Source organism: Pseudarthrobacter sp. 05T312, assembly GCF_056396685.1.
In genome coordinates, this window is the sequence record NZ_JBFTLY010000002.1 from 139,058 (window position 1) to 158,154 (window position 19,097).

Here is a 19,097-nt window from a genome sequence, read left to right on the forward strand (position 1 = left end):
ACTGCTTCATTCAGTCCAGCACATGCGGGGCGCCCCGGCCACACCACACCTCCCGGCAAATTTCCGGCCACCTCTTGCACCACCCCATCCTGCGCAGTAGGTTTGAAACCATTCAAGAAAGCGCTTTCCCGGTTCAATCCCGGGACTTCTGCGCACTGACATGACCAGCGGAATTGGATGACATGACGGACAACGCCCTTATCAGGTGGATCGACGGACAGGCCCCCAGGGAAATCAGCGGCGGAACCACGTGGGGCATGCCGTTCCCCCGCGGCTCGGTCAAAGGAACAGAGGCGCTGGCAGTGACGGATGCCTCGGGCGCACGCCTGGCCAGCCAGGCGTGGCCACTGGCCACCTGGCCTGACGGGTCCCTGAAGTGGGCCGGCGTCGCACTCCCTGCGACGGCCTCGCCGTCCGCCACCTACCATGTGATGTCCGACGCCGGTACAGGCACCGCAGCCAGCCAGCCGCCGTCGGACAGCCGCCCAGTTACCGTCACCGAAAGTGCCGACGCCCTCACCGTGGACACGGGCGCACTGCAGATGGTGATTGACCGCGCCGGCTCGTCACTGTTCCGCAGCCTCTCCCGCAATGGTGAACCTGTTGCCCGGGACGCCCGGCTGGTCAGCCTCCGGCAGGACGGCGTGGCCGAAGGCGCCGGGACCGCCAGCCGCGATGCCTTCACCGGCGAGGTCACCGCCGTCGTCCTTGAACAAAGCGGACCTGTCCGCGCCGTGGTGCGGCTTGAGGGGCGGCACCGCCAGGACGGCGCCGGAGGCCAAGGTCGCAGCTGGCTGCCCTTCGTAGTGCGCTTCTACTTCCACGCCAACGCCCGCAGCGTGCGCATGGTGCATTCCTTTATCTGGGACGGCGACGCAGAGCGGGACTTCCTGGCCGGACTCGGCATGCGGTTCACGGTGCCGCTGGAGGCCGAGCTGCACAACAGGCACATCCGCATCGCGGGGGCGGACGGCGGTTTCCTCACCGAGGCGGTCCGCGGCCTCACCGGGCTCCGCCGGGACCCGGGCGCTGACGTGCGCGGCGCCCAGGTCGCGGGACGCGCCACTCCCCCGGCGGAGACGTGGAATCCCGAGGTTTCCAGCCGCCTGCACCTGATCCCGGCCTGGGGTGACTACACGCTCAGCCAGCTCAGCGCCGATGGCTTTGAGCTCCGCAAGCGCACCGCCGCGGGCCATGGCTGGGTGGGTACTTCCGGCGGTACCCGCGCCGCCGGATTCTGCTCGCTAAGCGATACCCGCGGCGGCCTGGGAGTGGGGATCAAGGACTTCTGGCAGTCCCACCCGAGCCAGCTGGACATCCGGGGAGCGGCCGGCCGCGAACCCTCCCTGACGGCATGGCTGTTCTCTCCCGAAGCCCAGCCCATGGACCTGCGGTTCTACCACGACGGCATGGGCCAGGAGACGTTCGAGGAGCAACTCGAGGGCCTGGAAATCACCTATGAGGACTACGAGCCGGGTTTCGGAAACCCCACCGGCATTGCCCGCACCCATGAGTTGACGCTGTTCGCGTATGAGTCCACGCCGTCAACCGACAGCCTTTCCGCGGACGCGGCGGCCGCCTCCACCCCCGCCCTGCTGCAGGCCACCCCGGAATACCTGCACTCCGTCGGGATCTTCGGCGACTGGGCCCCGGTGGACCGGAGCACCCCGGCCCGCGCGCACCTCGAGGACCGGCTGGACTTCCTTTTCGATTTCTACGCCGGGCAGGTGGAACAGCGGCGCTGGTACGGATTCTGGAACTACGGCGACGTCATGCACACCTACGACTTCGACCGGCACGTCTGGCGGTACGACGTCGGCGGCTACGCGTGGGACAACTCGGAGCTCTCCCCGGACCTCTGGCTGTGGTACTCCTACCTGCGCTCCGGCCGGGCGGACATCTTCCGGTTCGCAGAGGCCATGACCCGGCACACCGGCGAGGTGGACGTCTACCACCTGGGCCCGTGGAAAGGCCTGGGTTCCCGGCACAACGTGCAGCACTGGGGCTGCAGCGCCAAGCAACTGCGCATCAGCACGCCGGCCTACCGCCGCTTTTACTATTACCTGACGGCGGACGAGCGCACCGGCGACCTGCTGTCCGAACTCGTGGACAGCGACCAGAACTTCCTGGGCCTGGATCCGGTCCGGAAGGTCCGTCCCGATGCCGCCACCTACCGGCCGAACCGCGGCGCCCTGGGTGTGGGGCTCGGGACAGACTGGGGCTCGCTCGCGGCAACGTGGCTCACGGACTGGGAGCGCACCGGCAACCCGCGCTCCCGCGACCGGCTGCTGGGCACCATGGCGGACATCGGTGCGCTCAAGTACGGGTTCCTCACCGGAGAAGCGCTGTACGACCTGGACAAGGGCAGGTTCGACACAGGCCGGGAGCAGATCTCGGTGTCCCACCTCAGCGCGGTGTTCGGGCTGGTGGAGATCTGCAGTGAACTGGTGGACCTGGTGGATGATCCGGAGTTTGAACGCGCCTGGCTGCAGTACTGCCGGCTGTTCCTTGCCGGCAAAGAGGAACAGGTGGAAGCCGTGGGCCAAGCACTGGAAGGCGTCTACCTCACCCAGGCGCACAGCCGCCTTACCGCCTACGCTGCCGCACGGTTGCAGGATGCCGGCCTGGCAGCCCGGGCGTGGGAACGCTTTGCCGAGGGCGGCGAGCACCTGAACCACGGGGCGGCGTTCTCGCTGCGGAAAATCGAGCCCCCCTTCGTCCTGCTGCCGGTTGATGAAGCGCCCACCGTGTCCACCAATGACACTGCGCAGTTCGGGCTTGCCGTCATCCAGAACCTGGCGCTGGTGGGCACACACCTGCATTGACGACAGCCCGCCGGCTGCAGCCCAACTCATCCAGCTCTGGAATCCGATGCGACCAAAAGGTATGTTGGTAAGCATGCTGATGATTTTTCCTGGTCGTCAGCCCCCGGTAAGAAAGCGAAGGAGACGTTATGAGCACGAAGGTGGAAAAACGCATTCTGGTGAACGTACCGGTGAGCACCGCATACAACCAGTGGACCCAGTTCGAGGAGTTCCCGCACTTCATGGGCGGCGTCAAGAGCGTTACGCAGCTCAGTGACGACCGGCTGGAGTGGGTGGCCGAGATCGGCGGCGTCCGCAGGCAATGGGAAGCCAGGATCCTGGAGCAGGTCCCGGACCGGCGTGTGGCCTGGGCGGCCACCGAAGGCGCGACGAACGCCGGCGCCGTGGACTTCGAGGATGTCGGAGGCGGCCAGACCTCCCTAAGGCTGACCCTCGAATACGAGCCCGAAGGCATCGTCGAGAAGGTGGGCGACAAACTGAATGTCGTTGACCGGCAGGCCGAATCCGACCTGCAGAAGTTCAAGGCATTCATCGAAGACGAGGGTTATGCCAGCGGTGCGTGGCGCGGTTCCGTCAACGCCGGCACCGCTGTAGGCACGCCCGGTGTTGAACACGCAGGCGCTACCCGCGGCGATTCCGGCAAAGCCGGCGTTTCCGGCAAGGTTGCCGCCGGCGTCGGCATTGCAGCGGCTGCCGGCGCAGCAGCGGCGATGGCAGCCAGCGGCAACAAGGACAAGACGGAGACCCGCGACGTGGCGGTCACCGAGACGACTCCCGTGGTTCCGGCAGAACCGGTTGTTCCCGCAGAGCCCCTCACCACGGGTGCAACCGCAGGGGCAGCGGACGCGGGCATCTCCGGCACCACCGCAGCAGGAACGACGGCGGCTGCGGGCTCCTCCGGTTCCGTCGCCGACCTGGGTGATGACAGGATCGGGCACGCCTTTGACCAGACCAATGGACTGGTGGACACCACCGGCGAGTCCGACGAGACGGCTGCCGGCGAGAACCTCAGCGCCGGCGAACGGCGCGAGGACGACCGCGGTGCCGAGGGCGGGCTGCCTCCGGTGGGTGGCAACCTCGGCGGCCACTGACCCGCACCCACCCAAATGCAAGCGCCGCCCGCCTTCCTCCCAAGGCGGGCGGCGCTTCCGCGTCTGCGGCGGGGTTGCTACTTGTGGGCTGCCGCCTGGAGCAGCGGCACGGTGCGGGTAGGCATCACTTCCACCAGGGACATTGCGGTGCTGGTACGCACCACGCCATCGATCGCGAGCATCGCGTTGGTGATGCGGTGCAGGTCGGCCGGGTCCCGCGCGGCCACTTTGGCCATCAGGTCCGCGTCGCCGGTGGTGGCATGCATTTCGATGATCTCGGGAATGGTCTGCAGCGCCGCCACGGCAAGGTCGCTGGAGGACTGGCTGATGGAAATCGAGATGAAGGCGATGAGCGGCAGGCCAAGGGCCTCGGTCCGTACCCGCTGGCTGAAGGGTGCCAGGCTGCCGTCGTTCGCAAGGCGGCGGAGCCTGGCGTGGACGGTGTTGCGGGCCACGCCCAGCGTCCGGGAGAGGGACAGTACGGTAGCCTGCGGGTCCCGGTCGAGTGTGAGGAGGATCTCTGCGTCCAGGGCATCTATAAGGTGCATACTGAGCATTTTGCCATCCAACTGACCTTCAACCCCCGGATCTGTCCTGTGTGATTCTGCCCTGTTGCGCAGACGTCCCGAAATCGCTGATCATGCTGTCCATGACCAGCACCCTCCCCGAAGCCGCGGCGCCGGCGGTCCGCGCCGCTATCGCCCAGCTGCCCGCCTACGTGGCAGGCAAGAGCGCCCAGTCGGCCCTGACCGCCGCCCTGGCCTCGAACGAAAGCCACTTCACTCCCCTGCCATCCGTCGTCGACGCAATTGCCGCGGAGGCCGCCAGGATCCACCGGTACCCGAGCATGGGGGCAGTGGAGGCACGGGAGGCCATCGCCGGGCACTTCGGCGTCAATGCTGATGAGGTCGCGGCCGGACCGGGAAGCTCGGGGGTGCTGCAGCAGATCATCTCAGCCGTCTGCGGGCACGGTGACGAAGTGGTCTTTGCCTGGCGTTCGTTCGAGGCCTATCCCATCCTGGTGGCGGTGGCCGGCGCGGTTTCGGTCCCCGTCCCGCTGCTGTCGGACGAGCACCACGACCTCGCGGCCATGGCTGACGCTATTACTGAGCGGACCCGGCTGGTGATCCTGTGCTCGCCGAACAACCCCACCGGAGTGTCCATCAGCCCGGAGGAACTGGAGGCGTTCCTCCAGTCCGTTCCGCCGCGTGTGCTGGTGGTCCTCGACGAGGCCTACATCGAGTTCCAGCGCGGCCACGGCATCGACTCCATGGACTTCTACCGCCGCTACCCCAACCTCTGCATTCTGCGGACCTTCTCCAAGGCATACGGGCTGGCGGGGCTGCGGATCGGCTACGCCATTGCCCGGCCGGAAATCGCCGAGGGCCTTCGGCGCACGGCCGTTCCGTTTGGCGTCAACAGGATGGCACAGGCCGCCGTGGTCGCCTCGCTCGCTGCGGAGGACGAGGTCCTTGAGCGGACCGAGGCGGTGGCCCAGGAACGGACCCGCATGGTCGGGGCCCTTCGCGGCTACGGCTGGGACGTCCCGGACAGCCAGGCGAACTTCTACTGGCTGCGGGCGTCGGACGGGCTGCGCGGGCAACTTCTCGACGCCTTGGCCGAGGCAGACATCCTGGCCCGCGGCTACGCTGCCGACGGCGTCCGCATCACATTGGCGGACCAGCAAACCAATGACCGTGTGCTTGCCGTCCTGGCGGACCGCGGAAAGTTTGCGGCCCAGTGAGCACGTCCACGGAAACACGTGCTGACGCAACCACCGCGGCCCCGGCCACGCACCCGGAAAAGCCGACGGCGGGAGGTTCCGCGCCGCCGTCGGCCGTCCGCCATTCGGTGGTTGAGGACGTCCTGGGCTTCCTTACCGGCACCTTCGCGGCGTCACTGGGGCTGTTCCTGCTCAAGTCGAGCGGGGCCGTCACGGGCGGAACCGCGGGCCTGGCGCTGTTGGTCAGCTACTCGGTTGCACTTCCGTTTGGTGTGATCTTCTTCGCCGTGAACTTGCCGTTCTTCGCGCTGGCCGTCTGGAAGAAGGGCTGGAACTTCGCGCTCCGGACGGGCGCCGCGATCACTCTGGTCTCCCTGATGGCCAGCGTGCACCCCGCCGCCTTCGGGTCCTTGCACCTCGACCCGGTGTACGGGGTGCTGGGCGGAAACCTGCTGGCCGGCGTCGGCCTCCTGATCCTCTTCCGGCACCAGTCAAGCCTGGGCGGCTTCAACATCCTGGCACTGCTCCTGCAGGACAAGCTGAACTGGCGTGCAGGATACGTTCAGATGGTCCTGGATGTGGCCATCGTCCTGGCTTCGCTTGCCCTCGTTCCACCCTTGATGGTGCTGCTGTCCGCTGCCGGCGCCACCCTGCTGAACCTCGTCCTTGCCCTCAACCACCGGCCCGGGCGCTATACGGGCAATTAGGCACTGGAAAGCAGGCACCGGCCAGCCCATTTATTCCCGGAAGCCGGCTGAAATATCTGCCCTGGGACCGGTGTTGGCGCCACTATGACAACAATCGGAATCATCGGTGCAGGACATATTGGAAGCCAGGTTGCACGGAAGGCCGTGGAGCAGGGCTACGACGTAGTCATCAGCAACTCCCGCGGGCCGGAGACCCTCCAGGACCTTGTGGCGGAGCTCGGCCCCAAAGCCAAGGCGGCAACGCCGGCTGAAGCGGCAGCGGCAGGCGACTTCGCCGTGGTCACGGTGCCGCTGAAGAACTATAAGGACGTCCCGGTGGAACCGCTGGCCGGGAAGATCGTGATCGATACGAACAACTACTACTGGGAGCGGGACGGCAGGATCCCGGCCCTGGACAACGGCGAAGCCACCACGTCCGGGATGCTGCAGGAGCACCTCCCACAGTCGAAGGTGGCCAAGGGCTTCAACCACATCATGGCCAAGGACATCACCACTGACGGATCACCCGCCGGCAGCGCTGGCCGGCGTGCCCTGGCCACCGCGAGCGACTACCCCGACGCGGCCGAACTGGTGACGCGCCTCTACGACGAATTCGGATTCGACACCGTCAATGTGGGCCCGCTCTCCGAGAGCTGGCGCGTGGAGCGTGACCGCCCGGCCTACGTGGCCCGGCAGACCGCCGCCGAGCTGAAGGACAACCTGGCCAAGGCCCCGCGGACCATCTGACCCGCCCTTCCGTCGTTCATCGATAAGGAACTGGCCGGCTGTTCGGGCTGCCGGCCAGTTCCTTGTCCCTGTGCTGCTTCCGGCCTAGTTCCACGCAGGAACCAGCACCACTTCGAACGGGCTGGGCGGCCGGTTGAACTGGGCGTTCACAGCGGCCAGGGTGTCGTCGAACTTGGCAACAGTCGTAGGAATATCGAACGCCCCGGCCTTGATCGTGTTCCTCCCGGCGGCGGAGGACAGATCGCTGGAAAGATCCAGCCGCTTGATCTGGTTCAGTTGGTTCTGGACGGCCCAGACGTTATCGCCCTGCACCAGGATGCCGTCCACGAACGGAACATCGGCTCCCTTGATGACGGCGCTCCTGCCGTTTTTCGGATTGACCGTATACAAAGCCCCGTTGTTGGTGTGCGCCACAATGAGGGTGCGGCCATCCTCAGTGGATGCAATGCCGTTGAGGTTGAACCCGGGTTGAAGGTCCGCTGCCGGCCCGCTCAGTTTCAGGGTCTTCACCTTGCCGAGCTCCCCATGCTCCCCCACCGGCAGGAAGTAGAGTTCGGCCGCGGCAGAGTTGGTGAACCAGGCGCCCTCGCCGGTCAGCGTGACGTCGTTGATGAATCCCGTTGCCAGGTCAAAATCGGCCACGGGCTTTCCGGTCCGGGTGTTGTAGACGAATGCCTTGCCGGTGCCGCCACCGGCCACAAACAGCAGGTCGTGGCAGGTATCAGCCTTCAGGCCCACGGCGGCCCGCCCCTCGGGAGCGTGGATGAAACGGGTGGCGGTGCCCTTACGGAGGTCACCGCGGAAGATGTCGCCGGTGGTGAACTCGCCGGCGTAGAAAGTCGTGCCCTCCCCTGCGGCGATGCCTTCGGCGGAGGTGGCGCCGTCGAGCACTATTTCCCCTGCGGGCGGCGCTGCTGACGCCGGAAGGGCTGTGGGGAGAAACAGCGAAAACAGGGCGACAAGGCCCGCAGCCGCATGGCGGCGCAGTGTTTGGCGCATGCTGGTTCCTTAGTCTGGAATGATGCGCGCGGGGCCCCATCTGCGGAAGCTCCGCACGATTGGTACTGCCATTTTAGGCGCGTGTATTGAGCATGCGAAGGCACCGGGCTACCCAATCTGCTTACAATCGAACCCTCTGACCACTACCGAGGGACCCATGAAGAAATTCGCCACAGCCCTGTTTGCCGCCGGCCTCATTGCTTCCGCTACGGCCTGCACCGCCACACACCAACTGACCACCGCTGAGACCTGCGAGCGGATCCAGGCCGTTGTGTCGAACCCCGCCAACAACGCCGGCAAGACGGGCATGAACAACCTCGCCAACCAGATCCGCCCCATCCACGCAGTTGCCTCGGACGACCTCAAGCCCGCACTGGCGCAGATCCTGGCGTACACGGATGAACAGGCCAAGGAGAACCCGGACAAGGACAAGCTGGCGGACCTCCAGTCGGGCTACCAGGAAGCCGGCACCACCTACAGCAAGTTCTGCGGCCAGGGCGGCGCCCAGTAGCCTGCTGACCGGCCCGGGCGCCCCGTTGGACGCCCGGGCCCGACTAGAGCGTTGCCGGGTCCGTGTTTGCGCCGCAGAGGATAACCGCCACGCGTTCATCGCGGGCCGGCACGTAGGCTCCCGTGATCAAGGCAGCGTAAGCGGCTGCGGCGCCGTGTTCCACCACAATGCGGTAGTCGTTCCACAACGCGGAGCGGGCTGCGACGATGTCCGGGCCCGTGACCAGGACACTTTCGACGCCACAGCGGACCGCCACTGAGAAGGCAATCCCGCCGGCCCGCCTGGCGCCCAGGGAGTCAGCCGCGACACCCGATACCGGGACGTCCACCGGCTTCCCGGCAGCCAGGGCAGCGTGCAGCGTGGGCGCGGCCTCCGGTTCCACAGCCACCACTTTGGCGGAACCTTCGACGGCGGCGGCTACCCCGGCCATCAGCCCGCCACCTCCCACTGCCACCAGGATGGTGTCCACATCCGGCACCTGGTTCAGCAGTTCAGAGCCCACGGTTCCGGCACCGGCAACGATTTCGGGCTGGTCGTAGGCGTGGCAGTAGACCGCGCCGGTTTCCTCTGCATGGGCCACGGCGGCCTGGTAGGCGGCAGCGTATTCCGCGCCGCCCTGGACCACGGTGGCGCCGATCGCCTTCAGCTTGGCTACCTTGACGGCCGGCGCGGCTTCCGGAACGAAGACGGTAGCCTGTACGCCGAGCTGCTTCGCTGCATAGGCATTGGCAAGTCCGGCATTCCCGCCGGAGGCAACCACGATGCCCACGTCTGCCCCCAGTTCCCCGCGCTCCTTGCTGGCCAGAATCCGGTTGAAGGCGCCGCGGGCCTTGAACGTGCCCGTGTGCTGCATGAACTCACACTTGAGCCAGAGCTGGCCCTCGGCCACGCCCGGGTCCGCCGCCATGACGGGCGTCCTGCGGAGAAGGCCGGCCGTCCGCCGCTCCGCCTGGTCTATATCGGCACGGGTGACCATGCTCAGACTTCGTCGTCCCAGGTGCCCGGTTCCTCCAGCGCCGCTTCCGGTTTGTGGTCCCGGGCGGTTTCTTCGCCGCCGACGTACGACGCCGGCACGGTTCCGGGCGCGTGGGCCTGCTGTTCCTCACGGATGTTGGATGCCCCCGGCTGTTCCGGGTGCTGGCCGGACTGGGGAGCCCTGGTGGCTTCGCCCTTGGCTTCATCCGGGTCGCCCGGGCCCCGGAGGTTTGCGGTGTTCTGGGGATCGTCGCTGGAAACGGTCATGGTCCTGCCTTTCACCTGGGAACTTCCTGTTGGGCCGGGGAAAATCCGCCCGTCCTCCAGCCTACGGTCTGGTCACCTCCCGGGCCGTTCCGCGCGAGGTTCAAGGGCGCGCCACCGCGGGATTCGCTGAAGGTGCGCCCGGCGTGCTGCCTCCCGGCGTCGTATCCTGCTGTGGACGGCGGCCGGCGCGGCCATCCCGGGAGTGCGTGCCCCTTATCCGGGCGCGCCCACCCGGGCAGCCGCCATGACCCGGGAGCCTGACATGACTTATATCCAGATCATCCCCCTGGTGATCCTCGTGGTGATGTTCGTCGTGGCCACCAGGTGGCCATTGAACATTGGGGTGATGGGGCTGGTGGCCTCGTTTGGCGTCGGCTATTTCCTGCTGGGCTTGTCGGACAAAGAGATCCTGGCCGAATTTCCCGCCAGCATTGTCCTGACCATCATCGGGGTCACCTACTTCTTCAGCATGGCGCAGCGGAACGGCACCATCGGCATCATCGTCAAGGGCTGCGTCCGCATGGTTCGCGGAAAGACCATGCTGCTGCCGTGGGTGTTCTTCCTGATTGCCGCCGCCCTGACTTCCCTTGGCACCTTCTCACCCGCCGCCATCGCCCTGCTGGCTCCCGCGGCCATCGGATTTGCCTACGAATCGCGCATCCACCCCGTCATGATGGGCGCGTTCATTATCAACGGGGCCCACGCCGGCGGCTTTTCACCGCTGTCCGTGGCCGGCGTCCTGGTGCATGACATCTCGCTGAAGAACGGCTTTCCCATCTCCCAGGGCCCCCTCTTCACTGCCAGCTTCGCACTGAACCTGGTCCTCTCGGTGCTCACCATCGTCCTGTTCGCCGTGTTCGGCAAACTGCGTGACGGCGCCTCCGGGCAGCATGTGGACATCGACACCTCGTCCGTTGGACGCCCCCACAGCCAGCAGATCATAACCCTGGTCCTGATTGCCATGATGCTGGTGGCCACCCTTGGCTTCCACTTGCCCATCGGCTTCGTGGCCCTCTCCGCGGGACTGCTGCTGGCGTTCATCAACATCCAGGAACACAAGACGTTCATCGGCGGTATCTCCTGGTCCACCGTCCTGTTGGTGGCAGGCATGATCACCTATGTCTCCCTGCTGGAACATGTGGGGGTCATCGACACCCTGGCCGAGCAGGCCCTGGCCCTGGGTGCCCCGCTGCTGATCGCACTGGTCCTTTGCTACGTGATCGGCGTGGGCTCGGCCTTCGCGTCCTCTACCGCATTACTCACCGCGTTCATCCCGCTGGCCGGCCCCCTCCTGGCCACGAGTTCGCTCAGCGCCTCCGGAACCGTGGCCGCGCTGGCCATCGCCGCCACCGTCGTCGACGTCTCCCCCTTCTCCACCGATGGTGCGCTGGTGGTGGCCAACGCGCGGGACGACGACCGACAGCGGGTCTACCGCCAGCTCTTGTTCTACGCAGGCGGCGTGGTGTTGGTGGCTCCCGCCCTGGCATGGGCGCTGCTGATCCCCACCGGGATCATGTAGGGCCTGGTTCCAGCCCGCACCCCGTCCGCATGGTGCGGGTTTCCGGAACGGCCCGCAAGGCTCCGTCAGTCACAAAGCGAAAACAGGCCTTCCGCTATGTGGAAATCTAATTTCCTCTTACGGAATTAGTGTGATGAGGATTACTTTGGGCTTAACCCCGCAAACGGGTCGTTCCCAATTGATAGGCAAAGGTCAATGAAGATCCCAAACCCTGAGGCACTGAAGGCGAGTTCGGTGCCCGCGAAGAAGAAGCCGCTGTATAAGTCGCTCTTCTTCCAGATTCTGATCGCCGTCGTGGCAGGTGTCCTCATCGGGCATTTCTGGCCGGACCTTGGATCCCAACTGAGGCCGCTCGGAGATGGCTTCATCAAACTCATCAAGATGATCATCGCGCCGCTGATCTTCCTGGTGATCGTTACCGGAATTTCGGCCGTTGGCGACGTCAAGGCAGTCGGAAGGGTTGGGGTCAAGGCCCTGCTCTACTTCACGGCAGCAACGCTGTTCGCCCTGGTCTTCGGACTGATCGTCGGAAACATCGTCCAGCCCGGAGCGGGCCTGCACATCGATCCGGCCACCCTTTCCCAGGCAGACCTGGACGCAAAAACCGGAACCGGCGCTCCAAAGGATGCCGCCTCCTTCATCCTCGACATCATCCCGGCCAGCGTTATTGGAGCTTTTGCCAGCAACAGCCTCCTGCAGGTGCTGTTCTTTTCGGTGTTCTTCGGCGCCGCAATAGTGGTGATCGGCCGCGACCGGTGCATGCCCGTCATCAACCTGATGGAGACAGTCCTTGAACTGATCTTCAAGATCATGGCATGGATCATGAAAGTCGCCCCGTTGGGCGCCTTCGGGGCCATGGCCTTCATCATCGGCCAGTACGGGCTCGATACCCTGAGCACCTACGCGGTCCTCATTGCGGCGTGCTACGGAGCCGCGCTGGTCTTCATCGGCCTGCTGTTCGTCGTGGCGTGGGGCTTTGCCCGGGTACCGCTATGGCAGTTCCTGAAGTACACCCGCGAGGAATTCCTGCTCGCCCTGGGCACGGCATCCACCGAAGCAGTGATGCCCAGGATCATGACCAAGCTGACCAACGCCGGCTGCTCCCGCGCCACAACCGGACTGGTGGTCCCCACCGGATATTCCTTCAACCTCGACGGCGCCGCGATCTACCTGTCCATTTCGCTGCTGTTCCTGGCCCAGGCCTTCGGCCACCACCTCGACCTTGGCCAGCAGCTTGCCGCGCTGGGCGTCCTGCTCCTCACGTCGAAAGGCATGGCAGGGGTTCCCGGCTCTTCCTTCCTCGCCCTCTCGGCAACGGCCGCAGCACTCGGCATCTTCCCGGTTGCCGGCGTCGCCCTCCTCCTCGGCGCCGACCGGCTCATGGACTCCATGCGCGTGGTGGTGAACCTGCTGGGCAACTGCGTTGCCACGTTCATCGTCTCCAAATGGGAAGGCCAGTTCGACCGCAGCGTCATGCTCCGCGCCTTCAAAGGTGAGATCACCAACCACGACTCCGCCATCCTCCTCGGCAAGGAGGAGGATTTCGCGGGCCAGGAACTGCAACGCCTGACTGAGGGCCAGGACCCATCGCCCAGGTTCCGGGGTGCACCCACCCGGGAAGTTGTCACCGAGCTTCCCGCGGCCTCCGGCGCAGGGATGACGGCAGGCAGCAAGCCCAAGTAGATAGCCCCAGGCAAACAGGCATTCGAACAGGTGCAGGCCGGGACCCTTGGGTCCCGGCCTGCACCTTCTTTTGTGCGGGGTCTTGGTTGCCGCTACCGCGAGGACGTGGGAGAGGCCGACGACGAGGCGCCGCCGCCCGCGGACATCGTCGCCGAAGAGGTGGACGAGGCAGTGGACGAAGCCGAGCTGCTGGGCGAGGACGTGCCCATTGAGCCGGATGAGCTGGTAGAGGACGGGCTTGACGTTGCGCTGCCACCCTCGGCCTTCTTCAGCACGTCGTTGATGAGGCCCTCGAGTTCCTTCTGGTCGGTGTCGCCCAGGTCGGTTCCACTCTTGGTGGCCACCACCAGCAGGCGTCCCTTCGCGGCGGATACCTGCATCAGCTTCTGCTGGTTGTCGCCGCTCCGGGTACTGACGGTTGCGAAGGTCTTGTCCGCATCAGTGTCAGCCTTGAGCTCCTTGCTGGAAACGTCATATTTCTGCCCGAGCGCTGAGACCGAGAATTTGGCGCACTGGTCCATCTTGCCGCTGATGTCACTGAGGGTCTTTACTGCGTCGGGACCGCCGCTTCCGGACTGGGCGGAGAGGCTGCGCGGCTGGTCGCCTTCGGAAAGCGCGACGGCAACATCACCGTTCTCCACTTTGTCCAGCAGGCCGGCAGTGGCGATGTCCTTGCAGTCCTTGGGATCGATGGTTGCGGTACTCATCAGCAGGTTGGCGATGTTGCCGCCCTGGGCAACCTGGTCCTTGGAGTACAGCTTGAGCTCATTGCCGTCGTCGTCCCTCATGCCCGAGATAAGGTTGCGGAGCTCGTCCTCCGAATACACTTTGGCCTCGGCAGTCTGGCTGGCGGAAGCAGACGCCGTCGACGAACTGGAAGGACTGGCAGTTCCACCGCCCCCTCCCGAGCAGCCGGCCAACGCCAGCATCGCCGCAGCCACAACTCCAAGCGCAGATACTTTCCGCATCAGGTTCACCCTCCCAAATAGACAGCATGCTTAGTACTTTCACTGTAGAGGTTCCCCTTGGAAGTGTGAAATAACGGCACCGGGAGGGAATTGGGAACCCGCGTTAAATATCGGTGGGTCGATGGATGATGTCGGTATGGGAATCGGCAGTGGTGTTGGGGTGGTCTTGGAGGGTGTTCGGGCCTCGGTTGCTGCCCTGGGCGCGCTGGAGTGCGAGGACGCTTCCCTGGCTTCCGGAGCTCTTATTGGTGCCGGTGTGGATGTGTTGCAGCGGCGGTATGAGATCCGGCTGGAGCGGTTGGAGGTTGCGGCGCGGCTGGAGGCGCAGCTCGCCGCGGTGAAAACGCAGGACGCTGCCGACGCCGTTGGGTTCCAGGAAGCCATGACGCCGCCGGACGCCTCGGTGCAGGACCGCAGCTATGCGCAGATGTCGGTGGTGGAGGAGATTGCCGGTGTCCTGACCATCAGCTCCGCCGCAGCGGGGGCGTTGGTGGAGCAGTCCCGGCGGATCTGTTCCCTGCCGCTGGTATTCGAGGCCCTGGGCGCCGGTGAAGTGTCGTGGCAGCACGCCCGCATCGTTTCCGACGAGACTGAAGGCCTCACGGCTGAGGGCGCGCTGAAGCTAGTGGCGCATTTCTTCGACCCGACTGCGCCCCACCCGGCCCGAGGTGCCGCTCCGGGTGAGCTCGTTCCGTCCCGGTTCCGGGCGAAGGTCCGGGGTTGGCGGGAACGCCATCATCCGGCATCGATCGAGAAGCGCCATGCAAAGGGGGTGGCTGACCGGCGGATGGAATACACGCCAGACCGGGACGGCATGGCCTGGGTCTCCCTCTACCTCCCCGGCGATACTGCGTGTGCGATCTGGAACCGGACCACCGCGACCGCCCGCGGACTGCAGGGGCCCGACGAACCCCGCACCCTCACCCAGCTCCGCCCCGACATCGCCGCCAGCCTCCTCCTCGGCGCCGTGCAGGTGGCGGGTGAGGGTTCCGCCGGCACCGCCCCGGGAACCCAGGGCTTCACAGGGATCTTGAAGGTCCCTGCCCCGCGGGCCGATGTGCTGGTCACCGTGCCGGTGTTCGCGCTCCTGGGCCTTACCGACGAACCAGCAGTGCTGGATGGTTTCGGGCCGGTCCCGGCATCGATGGCGCGGAGGTTGGTCGCGGACGGGGCTGACTCGTTGTATCGGGTGTTGGTCGACCCTCGGGACGGGGCACCGTTGGAGATCGGTCGGAAGAACTACCGGCTCACCGGGGCGATCAAACACTGGATCCGCCTGCGGGACGCCACATGCACCTTCCCCGGCTGCACCAACAAAACCCCCGACAACGAAACCGACCACCTCACCGCCTGGCAACACGGCGGCACCACCGGAACCAGCAACCTCGCACAGCTCTGCCCCAAACACCATCGACTCAAACACCACAGCCAATGGACACCCGACCCAGCCACAAGGAATCAACCACCCGGCTGGACCTCACCCACGGGGCGCCACTACAACGCAGAACGATCCGACCCTGAACCAACCCACTGGCCACCGGGAATCCAGCCGCCGTGGCTTCAACGGGACGTGGCTTCCCTCTGCCCATGCCTGGAGGCCAGCCTCGAAAACCTCCCGCAGTGGGAACCCGACGACGACGCCTCCATAGACCGCAGCGATCTCTCCCCCGACGATCCACTCTGGGCCGAACTCCTGGCCACGCCATTCGCCCTGTCTTCGCAAGTGTGAACCTCCGCAAGTGTGAACCGCACCCTAAGGCCAGTTGCTAGGCCGCTTCGGGCGCTCCTGCGATCCGCCGTCGGCGTGAGATCCGCTGCGCCCGTTCCTTGGCGGCTACGGCCCGGAGCCGGGGTACCACCCCCATGGCGATGGGCTGCCCATGGCCGGGGGCCAGCAGCCGGGGCCCGAGTTCTGCCAGCCGTGACACGGAGTCCATCGCCGCATTGCGGCTCCAGGTGGTGTACCAGGGCGGCCCGGAAACACGTGATGCCCGGAGCAGCAGACCGCGAGCCGAGTTCAAATCCACGGTGGCCACCGCGTCACCGGTCATCAGGACGCCGTCCTTGGAACGCCAGTAGGCCACGTGTCCAGGGGTGTGCCCCGGCGTGGGTACGGCGGACCAATCGGGCAGGCCGGGCACCTCGCCGCTTCGGGGAAGGCCATGCACGACGTCGGTAATGTCACCTGTGGCCTCGATCCGCCGGCGGACGCGGGCAGGCAGGGACCATACGAACGGGGCAACCAACCACCGGTCCAGCGGCATCGAATATCCGGGAACGTAGCGGCCGGCTGCCATCGGCAGTTCGGCATGGTGGACGTAGGCCGGAATCTTCCATGTCCGGGCAAGTGTCCCTGCAGCCCCGGAATGGTCAGGATGCAGGTGCGTCAGGAAGATGGCTGCAGGAACTTCGCCAGGACCGAGTATTTTCTCCACTGCCGCCCGCAGCGGTTCAGCACTGGCGGCCCACCCGCAGTCGATCATCGCCCACGAAGGGCCGGACCGGACCAGGTAGACGTTTGATGCGAGCGGGCCTGCGCCAGTGGTCATCAGCACCACACCGGATGCGATCTCCTGCGGTTCCGAAACCCGCATCACCGTGACATCACACCGCTCCGAAGACTGTAATGAAGAAGGCACGCGGGAGGCACGAAGGCTCGAGCAATTGCTGCCTTGTGCCACGGCGGGGCATGGCCGGACCATTCCACTCGATTGGGCCTCGCCATACACCCAGTTTTACGCCGGGCCGCCTTCGACGGTAGGGCCGAACGGCCTCCCTAGCCGTCAGCCCCGGGCAGGCGTACTTCGACCAGGTCCCCCGTTACGCGGGTTTCGAAGAGCGGCTGCCGGGAAGTTGCCGGGCCGGACTTGACCTCGCCGGTGCGCAGCGAGAATGCGCTCCGGTGCCATGGGCAAACGACGCACGGGTCCCCGCCGTCGTCCTTGATCTTGCCCTCGTGAAGCGGTCCGGACAGGTGGCTGCAGACGTCGGACAATACGTTGACCGTCCCGCCCTCGCGGTGGACCAGCAGCGGGATACCGGCAACATCGCGCTTGTGCAGGCCACCCTCGGGCAGCTCCGCCAGGGGCGCCAAGGGGTGCCAGCCGGACGGGAATCGGTGCGGAATTTCTTCGCTGTGGTTTACGCCGGCCGCCTGGCGGTAGGAGAGGTGGCCGCCCAGGAAACCACCGGCGCCCACCGTTGCGAGCCCGAGGTACGCGAGCACCTTGCCGCTGCCTTCTCCGCCGGTTGCCCGCCGCACGAGGGATGCCACATAGAGGCCGGTGGCTGTGACGTTTGCCGCGGCGTGCACCAACCCCACCCGCTGCTGCTGCGGGTGCAGCTGGGACCAGTCGGTGAACCCGGCCAGCGCGGACGGAATTACGGTGGCGGTGCCCACCCCGATGAGCAGCCTGGCGGCCTTCTCGCCCCCGGGTACCGCATCGAGTATGCCGGCGGAGACCCAGGCGCCGATGGGCACCTGCACGGCAAGGGGGTGAACCGGGTGTCCAATGGGGACGCCATGGAGGACATCACGGGCCCATCGGGGCTTGATGACCTTCAGCACGATTTTCCGGACGCTCTTGGCCAGTGGATCGAGCCACTCGGCATCCTCGAAGCGGGTGACAAGCTCAAGTGCGGGCAACGGTTTCATGTGTCCTCCCTTACCCCAATTACTGCAATCCACTCACCGCAACGGCGACCCCAACACAGTGAACCGGTGGCCCGATGACTGCCCGGACAGGAGTGGCATCGCCTCGGCGATCGCCGCCCGCGTACTGTCCAACTGCAGCGACGCCTGGTGCGCCTCAGCGGACTCCCACAGCTCGGAGACGAACACGGTGTCAGGCATATCGGCGTTGACGCCCACCTCATAGAGCAGGCACCCGGCTTCCTTCATCCCCGGTTTCGGCCGGAGCAGGATGGCCACCAAGGCATCCCGCTGGCCGGGCTTCGTTCCAAGCATTCCCACATTCGCGAAGGTCATACAGACAGTCTGCAGCAGGGAACCGGGCGGTGGGGAGGGCTCGCCTGCTCCAGCACACAGCCGCGAACGTTTAATCCATACGTTGTATTATTGCTTTGGCCTGCCTTCCGTTCGGTGGCCTACCTGCAATCAAAGGGCGCTCCATGGAAAACACCGGACTTGGCGTGGCCGGCGCGGGTGACCGCCGGACCGGCCGGACACCCGCTGCGGAGGCGGCCACTGCTGCCCTGCTGGGAATCCTGGGAGGACTCCTGGGGCTGGCACCCTGGCTGATCACAGGGGCCCAACTTCCTGTGCAGAACCTCTGGGGAGAGGAAACACAGCCCCGCGATATGCCATTTGCCCTCCTGCCGCTTGGCCAGTACCGCAGCACCACCCTCGTTGCCCTGCTCACCGTGGGAGCATCCGCCACAGGGCTCGCCCTGCGCGCGTTGAAGCCTGGCCGCCGCGGATCCGCCGCCGCATGTGCAGTGGGCGGTGTGCTCCTGGTCCACGGAGGGGCCGCCGTCCAGTCGTTCGCAGCGCTCAGCAGCGGCCTGGACCCTGAGCCTAGGTCTTCCATCTACATCGCCGGCCTGCTCGGCGGGACCATCGCGGCGATAGCAGCCGGCGTGGTGGCCCTCCTGTTGTTCGCCTCGCCATCCCGTCCCGTCGCGGCCCTGGGCGTTGGGCTGATGGCGGCGCCGTTCTCTTCATGGCTGGCAGCTGCCGCCGCCGCGTTCCTGGGCGGCCCGGGCGGGGTGCCGATTTTCCTGACAATCGTGTGGCACTGGCTTCCTGCCGTGCTTGTGGGCGCCGCATTATCCTGGTGCGGCTTCAAACCTCCCGCCCGCCTGTGGGTGTGGGCGGCAGACCTCGCACTGCTGTGGCTGGTTCCCGCCCTGTTCACCAGCGTCAATTACGTTCTGGGCACCCGCGCATACCTCGGCAACTTCTCCGAGATGGCCATGCTGTCGCGCGATATCCTCGCCGCCACCCTGGGTCCTGCGGGCGGCGCGGGACCCATCGTGCTGCTGGCCCTGGGCGTTGGGCTGGTCGGAGCACTTTCCCTGGCCCTTCTGGAGCGGAAAAACAGGCGTCCCGAACCAGCACTGCACGGCGGCGGCGGGCTGTAG

Annotated in this window: 18 protein-coding genes; 10 read left to right on the top strand and 8 right to left on the bottom strand. The window is 66.1% G+C overall.

The genetic code is table 11. The features are described from left to right. Positions 1 to 182: 182 nt before the first annotated feature. Positions 183 to 2,825 (top strand): exo-rhamnogalacturonan lyase family protein, encoded by a 2,643-nt coding sequence (locus AC1DIP_RS04770; RefSeq protein ID WP_477733030.1) that lies wholly within the window; start codon positions 183 to 185, stop codon positions 2,823 to 2,825. Between the two features lie 128 nt (positions 2,826 to 2,953). Continuing rightward, a complete protein-coding gene (locus tag AC1DIP_RS04775; protein WP_477733031.1) occupies positions 2,954 to 3,916 on the top strand; it encodes an SRPBCC family protein in 963 nt (320 codons plus the stop codon). Between the two features lie 77 nt (positions 3,917 to 3,993). On the opposite strand, the gene AC1DIP_RS04780 is transcribed toward AC1DIP_RS04775, so the two are convergent. Continuing rightward, on the bottom strand, positions 3,994 to 4,473 hold the full coding sequence (locus tag AC1DIP_RS04780) for an Lrp/AsnC family transcriptional regulator (protein WP_477733032.1): 480 nt from the start codon (positions 4,471 to 4,473) through the stop codon (positions 3,994 to 3,996). An 83-nt stretch (positions 4,474 to 4,556) separates the two neighbouring features. On the opposite strand from AC1DIP_RS04780, the gene hisC reads away from it, so the two are divergent. The 3 genes from hisC to AC1DIP_RS04795 all read left to right on the top strand — a co-directional run bounded on the left by hisC (position 4,557) and on the right by AC1DIP_RS04795 (position 7,072). Next, a complete protein-coding gene (gene hisC / locus AC1DIP_RS04785) occupies positions 4,557 to 5,660 on the top strand; it encodes a histidinol-phosphate transaminase (protein WP_477733033.1) in 1,104 nt (367 codons plus the stop codon). Then, complete coding sequence (locus AC1DIP_RS04790) at positions 5,657 to 6,346, top strand: YitT family protein (RefSeq protein WP_476207449.1); 690 nt, start codon at positions 5,657 to 5,659, stop codon at positions 6,344 to 6,346. Before hisC ends, AC1DIP_RS04790 begins: the two co-directional genes overlap by 4 nt. 84 nt (positions 6,347 to 6,430) lie before the next feature. Then, positions 6,431 to 7,072, top strand: coding sequence for an NAD(P)-binding domain-containing protein (locus AC1DIP_RS04795; protein WP_476207451.1), 642 nt, complete (start codon positions 6,431 to 6,433; stop codon positions 7,070 to 7,072). A gap of 84 nt (positions 7,073 to 7,156) precedes the next feature. Here AC1DIP_RS04795 and AC1DIP_RS04800 read toward each other — a convergent pair whose 3' ends face one another. Further along, the gene (locus tag AC1DIP_RS04800; RefSeq protein ID WP_476207453.1) at positions 7,157 to 8,071 is read right to left on the bottom strand and encodes an SMP-30/gluconolactonase/LRE family protein; all 915 of its coding nucleotides are present in this window, start codon (positions 8,069 to 8,071) and stop codon (positions 7,157 to 7,159) included. A gap of 157 nt (positions 8,072 to 8,228) precedes the next feature. Here AC1DIP_RS04800 and AC1DIP_RS04805 point away from each other — a divergent pair, with 157 nt between their 5' ends. Beyond that, positions 8,229 to 8,582: a hypothetical protein gene (locus AC1DIP_RS04805; RefSeq protein ID WP_476207454.1), complete on the top strand. Its 354-nt coding sequence runs from the start codon at positions 8,229 to 8,231 to the stop codon at positions 8,580 to 8,582. Between the two features lie 43 nt (positions 8,583 to 8,625). Here the strand turns inward: AC1DIP_RS04805 and AC1DIP_RS04810 are convergent, their stop codons facing one another. Continuing rightward, positions 8,626 to 9,558: a threonine/serine dehydratase gene (locus AC1DIP_RS04810; RefSeq protein WP_477733034.1), complete on the bottom strand. Its 933-nt coding sequence runs from the start codon at positions 9,556 to 9,558 to the stop codon at positions 8,626 to 8,628. A 2-nt stretch (positions 9,559 to 9,560) separates the two neighbouring features. Beyond that, positions 9,561 to 9,824 (bottom strand): hypothetical protein, encoded by a 264-nt coding sequence (locus AC1DIP_RS04815; RefSeq protein WP_477733035.1) that lies wholly within the window; start codon positions 9,822 to 9,824, stop codon positions 9,561 to 9,563. A 262-nt stretch (positions 9,825 to 10,086) separates the two neighbouring features. On the opposite strand from AC1DIP_RS04815, the gene AC1DIP_RS04820 reads away from it, so the two are divergent. Continuing rightward, entirely contained in the window at positions 10,087 to 11,343 is a 1,257-nt protein-coding gene (locus AC1DIP_RS04820) for an SLC13 family permease (protein ID WP_477733036.1), read from the top strand. 195 nt (positions 11,344 to 11,538) lie between these two features. After that, a complete protein-coding gene (locus AC1DIP_RS04825; RefSeq protein WP_477733037.1) occupies positions 11,539 to 13,026 on the top strand; it encodes a cation:dicarboxylate symporter family transporter in 1,488 nt (495 codons plus the stop codon). 92 nt (positions 13,027 to 13,118) lie between these two features. On the opposite strand, the gene AC1DIP_RS04830 is transcribed toward AC1DIP_RS04825, so the two are convergent. After that, positions 13,119 to 13,994: a hypothetical protein gene (locus AC1DIP_RS04830; protein ID WP_477733038.1), complete on the bottom strand. Its 876-nt coding sequence runs from the start codon at positions 13,992 to 13,994 to the stop codon at positions 13,119 to 13,121. A gap of 136 nt (positions 13,995 to 14,130) precedes the next feature. Here AC1DIP_RS04830 and AC1DIP_RS04835 point away from each other — a divergent pair, with 136 nt between their 5' ends. Continuing rightward, positions 14,131 to 15,723 (top strand): HNH endonuclease signature motif containing protein, encoded by a 1,593-nt coding sequence (locus tag AC1DIP_RS04835; RefSeq protein WP_477733039.1) that lies wholly within the window; start codon positions 14,131 to 14,133, stop codon positions 15,721 to 15,723. Positions 15,724 to 15,760: 37 nt separating this feature from the next. Here the strand turns inward: AC1DIP_RS04835 and AC1DIP_RS04840 are convergent, their stop codons facing one another. The 3 genes from AC1DIP_RS04840 to AC1DIP_RS04850 all read right to left on the bottom strand — a co-directional run bounded on the left by AC1DIP_RS04840 (position 15,761) and on the right by AC1DIP_RS04850 (position 17,982). Next, positions 15,761 to 16,588, bottom strand: a complete 828-nt coding sequence (locus AC1DIP_RS04840) for an MBL fold metallo-hydrolase (protein WP_477733040.1) — start codon at positions 16,586 to 16,588, stop codon at positions 15,761 to 15,763. A gap of 182 nt (positions 16,589 to 16,770) precedes the next feature. Further along, positions 16,771 to 17,649, bottom strand: a complete 879-nt coding sequence (locus AC1DIP_RS04845; RefSeq protein WP_477733041.1) for a Rieske (2Fe-2S) protein — start codon at positions 17,647 to 17,649, stop codon at positions 16,771 to 16,773. 33 nt (positions 17,650 to 17,682) lie between these two features. Next, the gene (locus AC1DIP_RS04850; RefSeq protein ID WP_477733042.1) at positions 17,683 to 17,982 is read right to left on the bottom strand and encodes a putative quinol monooxygenase; all 300 of its coding nucleotides are present in this window, start codon (positions 17,980 to 17,982) and stop codon (positions 17,683 to 17,685) included. Positions 17,983 to 18,125: 143 nt separating this feature from the next. Between AC1DIP_RS04850 and AC1DIP_RS04855 the strand changes: the two genes are divergently transcribed. Further along, a complete protein-coding gene (locus tag AC1DIP_RS04855) occupies positions 18,126 to 19,097 on the top strand; it encodes a hypothetical protein (RefSeq protein WP_477733043.1) in 972 nt (323 codons plus the stop codon).

Coding starts and splice junctions, on each gene's coding strand:
- AC1DIP_RS04810 (WP_477733034.1), bottom strand. CDS start 9,558: ATGGTCACCCGTGCCGATATAGACCAGGCGGAGCGGCGGACGGCCGGC.
- AC1DIP_RS04840 (WP_477733040.1), bottom strand. CDS start 16,588: ATGCGGGTTTCGGAACCGCAGGAGATCGCATCCGGTGTGGTGCTGATG.
- AC1DIP_RS04825 (WP_477733037.1), top strand. CDS start 11,539: ATGAAGATCCCAAACCCTGAGGCACTGAAGGCGAGTTCGGTGCCCGCG.
- hisC (WP_477733033.1), top strand. CDS start 4,557: ATGCTGTCCATGACCAGCACCCTCCCCGAAGCCGCGGCGCCGGCGGTC.
- AC1DIP_RS04770 (WP_477733030.1), top strand. CDS start 183: ATGACGGACAACGCCCTTATCAGGTGGATCGACGGACAGGCCCCCAGG.
- AC1DIP_RS04845 (WP_477733041.1), bottom strand. CDS start 17,649: ATGAAACCGTTGCCCGCACTTGAGCTTGTCACCCGCTTCGAGGATGCC.
- AC1DIP_RS04815 (WP_477733035.1), bottom strand. CDS start 9,824: ATGACCGTTTCCAGCGACGATCCCCAGAACACCGCAAACCTCCGGGGC.
- AC1DIP_RS04855 (WP_477733043.1), top strand. CDS start 18,126: ATGGAAAACACCGGACTTGGCGTGGCCGGCGCGGGTGACCGCCGGACC.
- AC1DIP_RS04795 (WP_476207451.1), top strand. CDS start 6,431: ATGACAACAATCGGAATCATCGGTGCAGGACATATTGGAAGCCAGGTT.
- AC1DIP_RS04800 (WP_476207453.1), bottom strand. CDS start 8,071: ATGCGCCAAACACTGCGCCGCCATGCGGCTGCGGGCCTTGTCGCCCTG.
- AC1DIP_RS04805 (WP_476207454.1), top strand. CDS start 8,229: ATGAAGAAATTCGCCACAGCCCTGTTTGCCGCCGGCCTCATTGCTTCC.
- AC1DIP_RS04835 (WP_477733039.1), top strand. CDS start 14,131: ATGGGAATCGGCAGTGGTGTTGGGGTGGTCTTGGAGGGTGTTCGGGCC.
- AC1DIP_RS04780 (WP_477733032.1), bottom strand. CDS start 4,473: ATGCTCAGTATGCACCTTATAGATGCCCTGGACGCAGAGATCCTCCTC.
- AC1DIP_RS04775 (WP_477733031.1), top strand. CDS start 2,954: ATGAGCACGAAGGTGGAAAAACGCATTCTGGTGAACGTACCGGTGAGC.
- AC1DIP_RS04850 (WP_477733042.1), bottom strand. CDS start 17,982: ATGACCTTCGCGAATGTGGGAATGCTTGGAACGAAGCCCGGCCAGCGG.
- AC1DIP_RS04830 (WP_477733038.1), bottom strand. CDS start 13,994: ATGCGGAAAGTATCTGCGCTTGGAGTTGTGGCTGCGGCGATGCTGGCG.
- AC1DIP_RS04820 (WP_477733036.1), top strand. CDS start 10,087: ATGACTTATATCCAGATCATCCCCCTGGTGATCCTCGTGGTGATGTTC.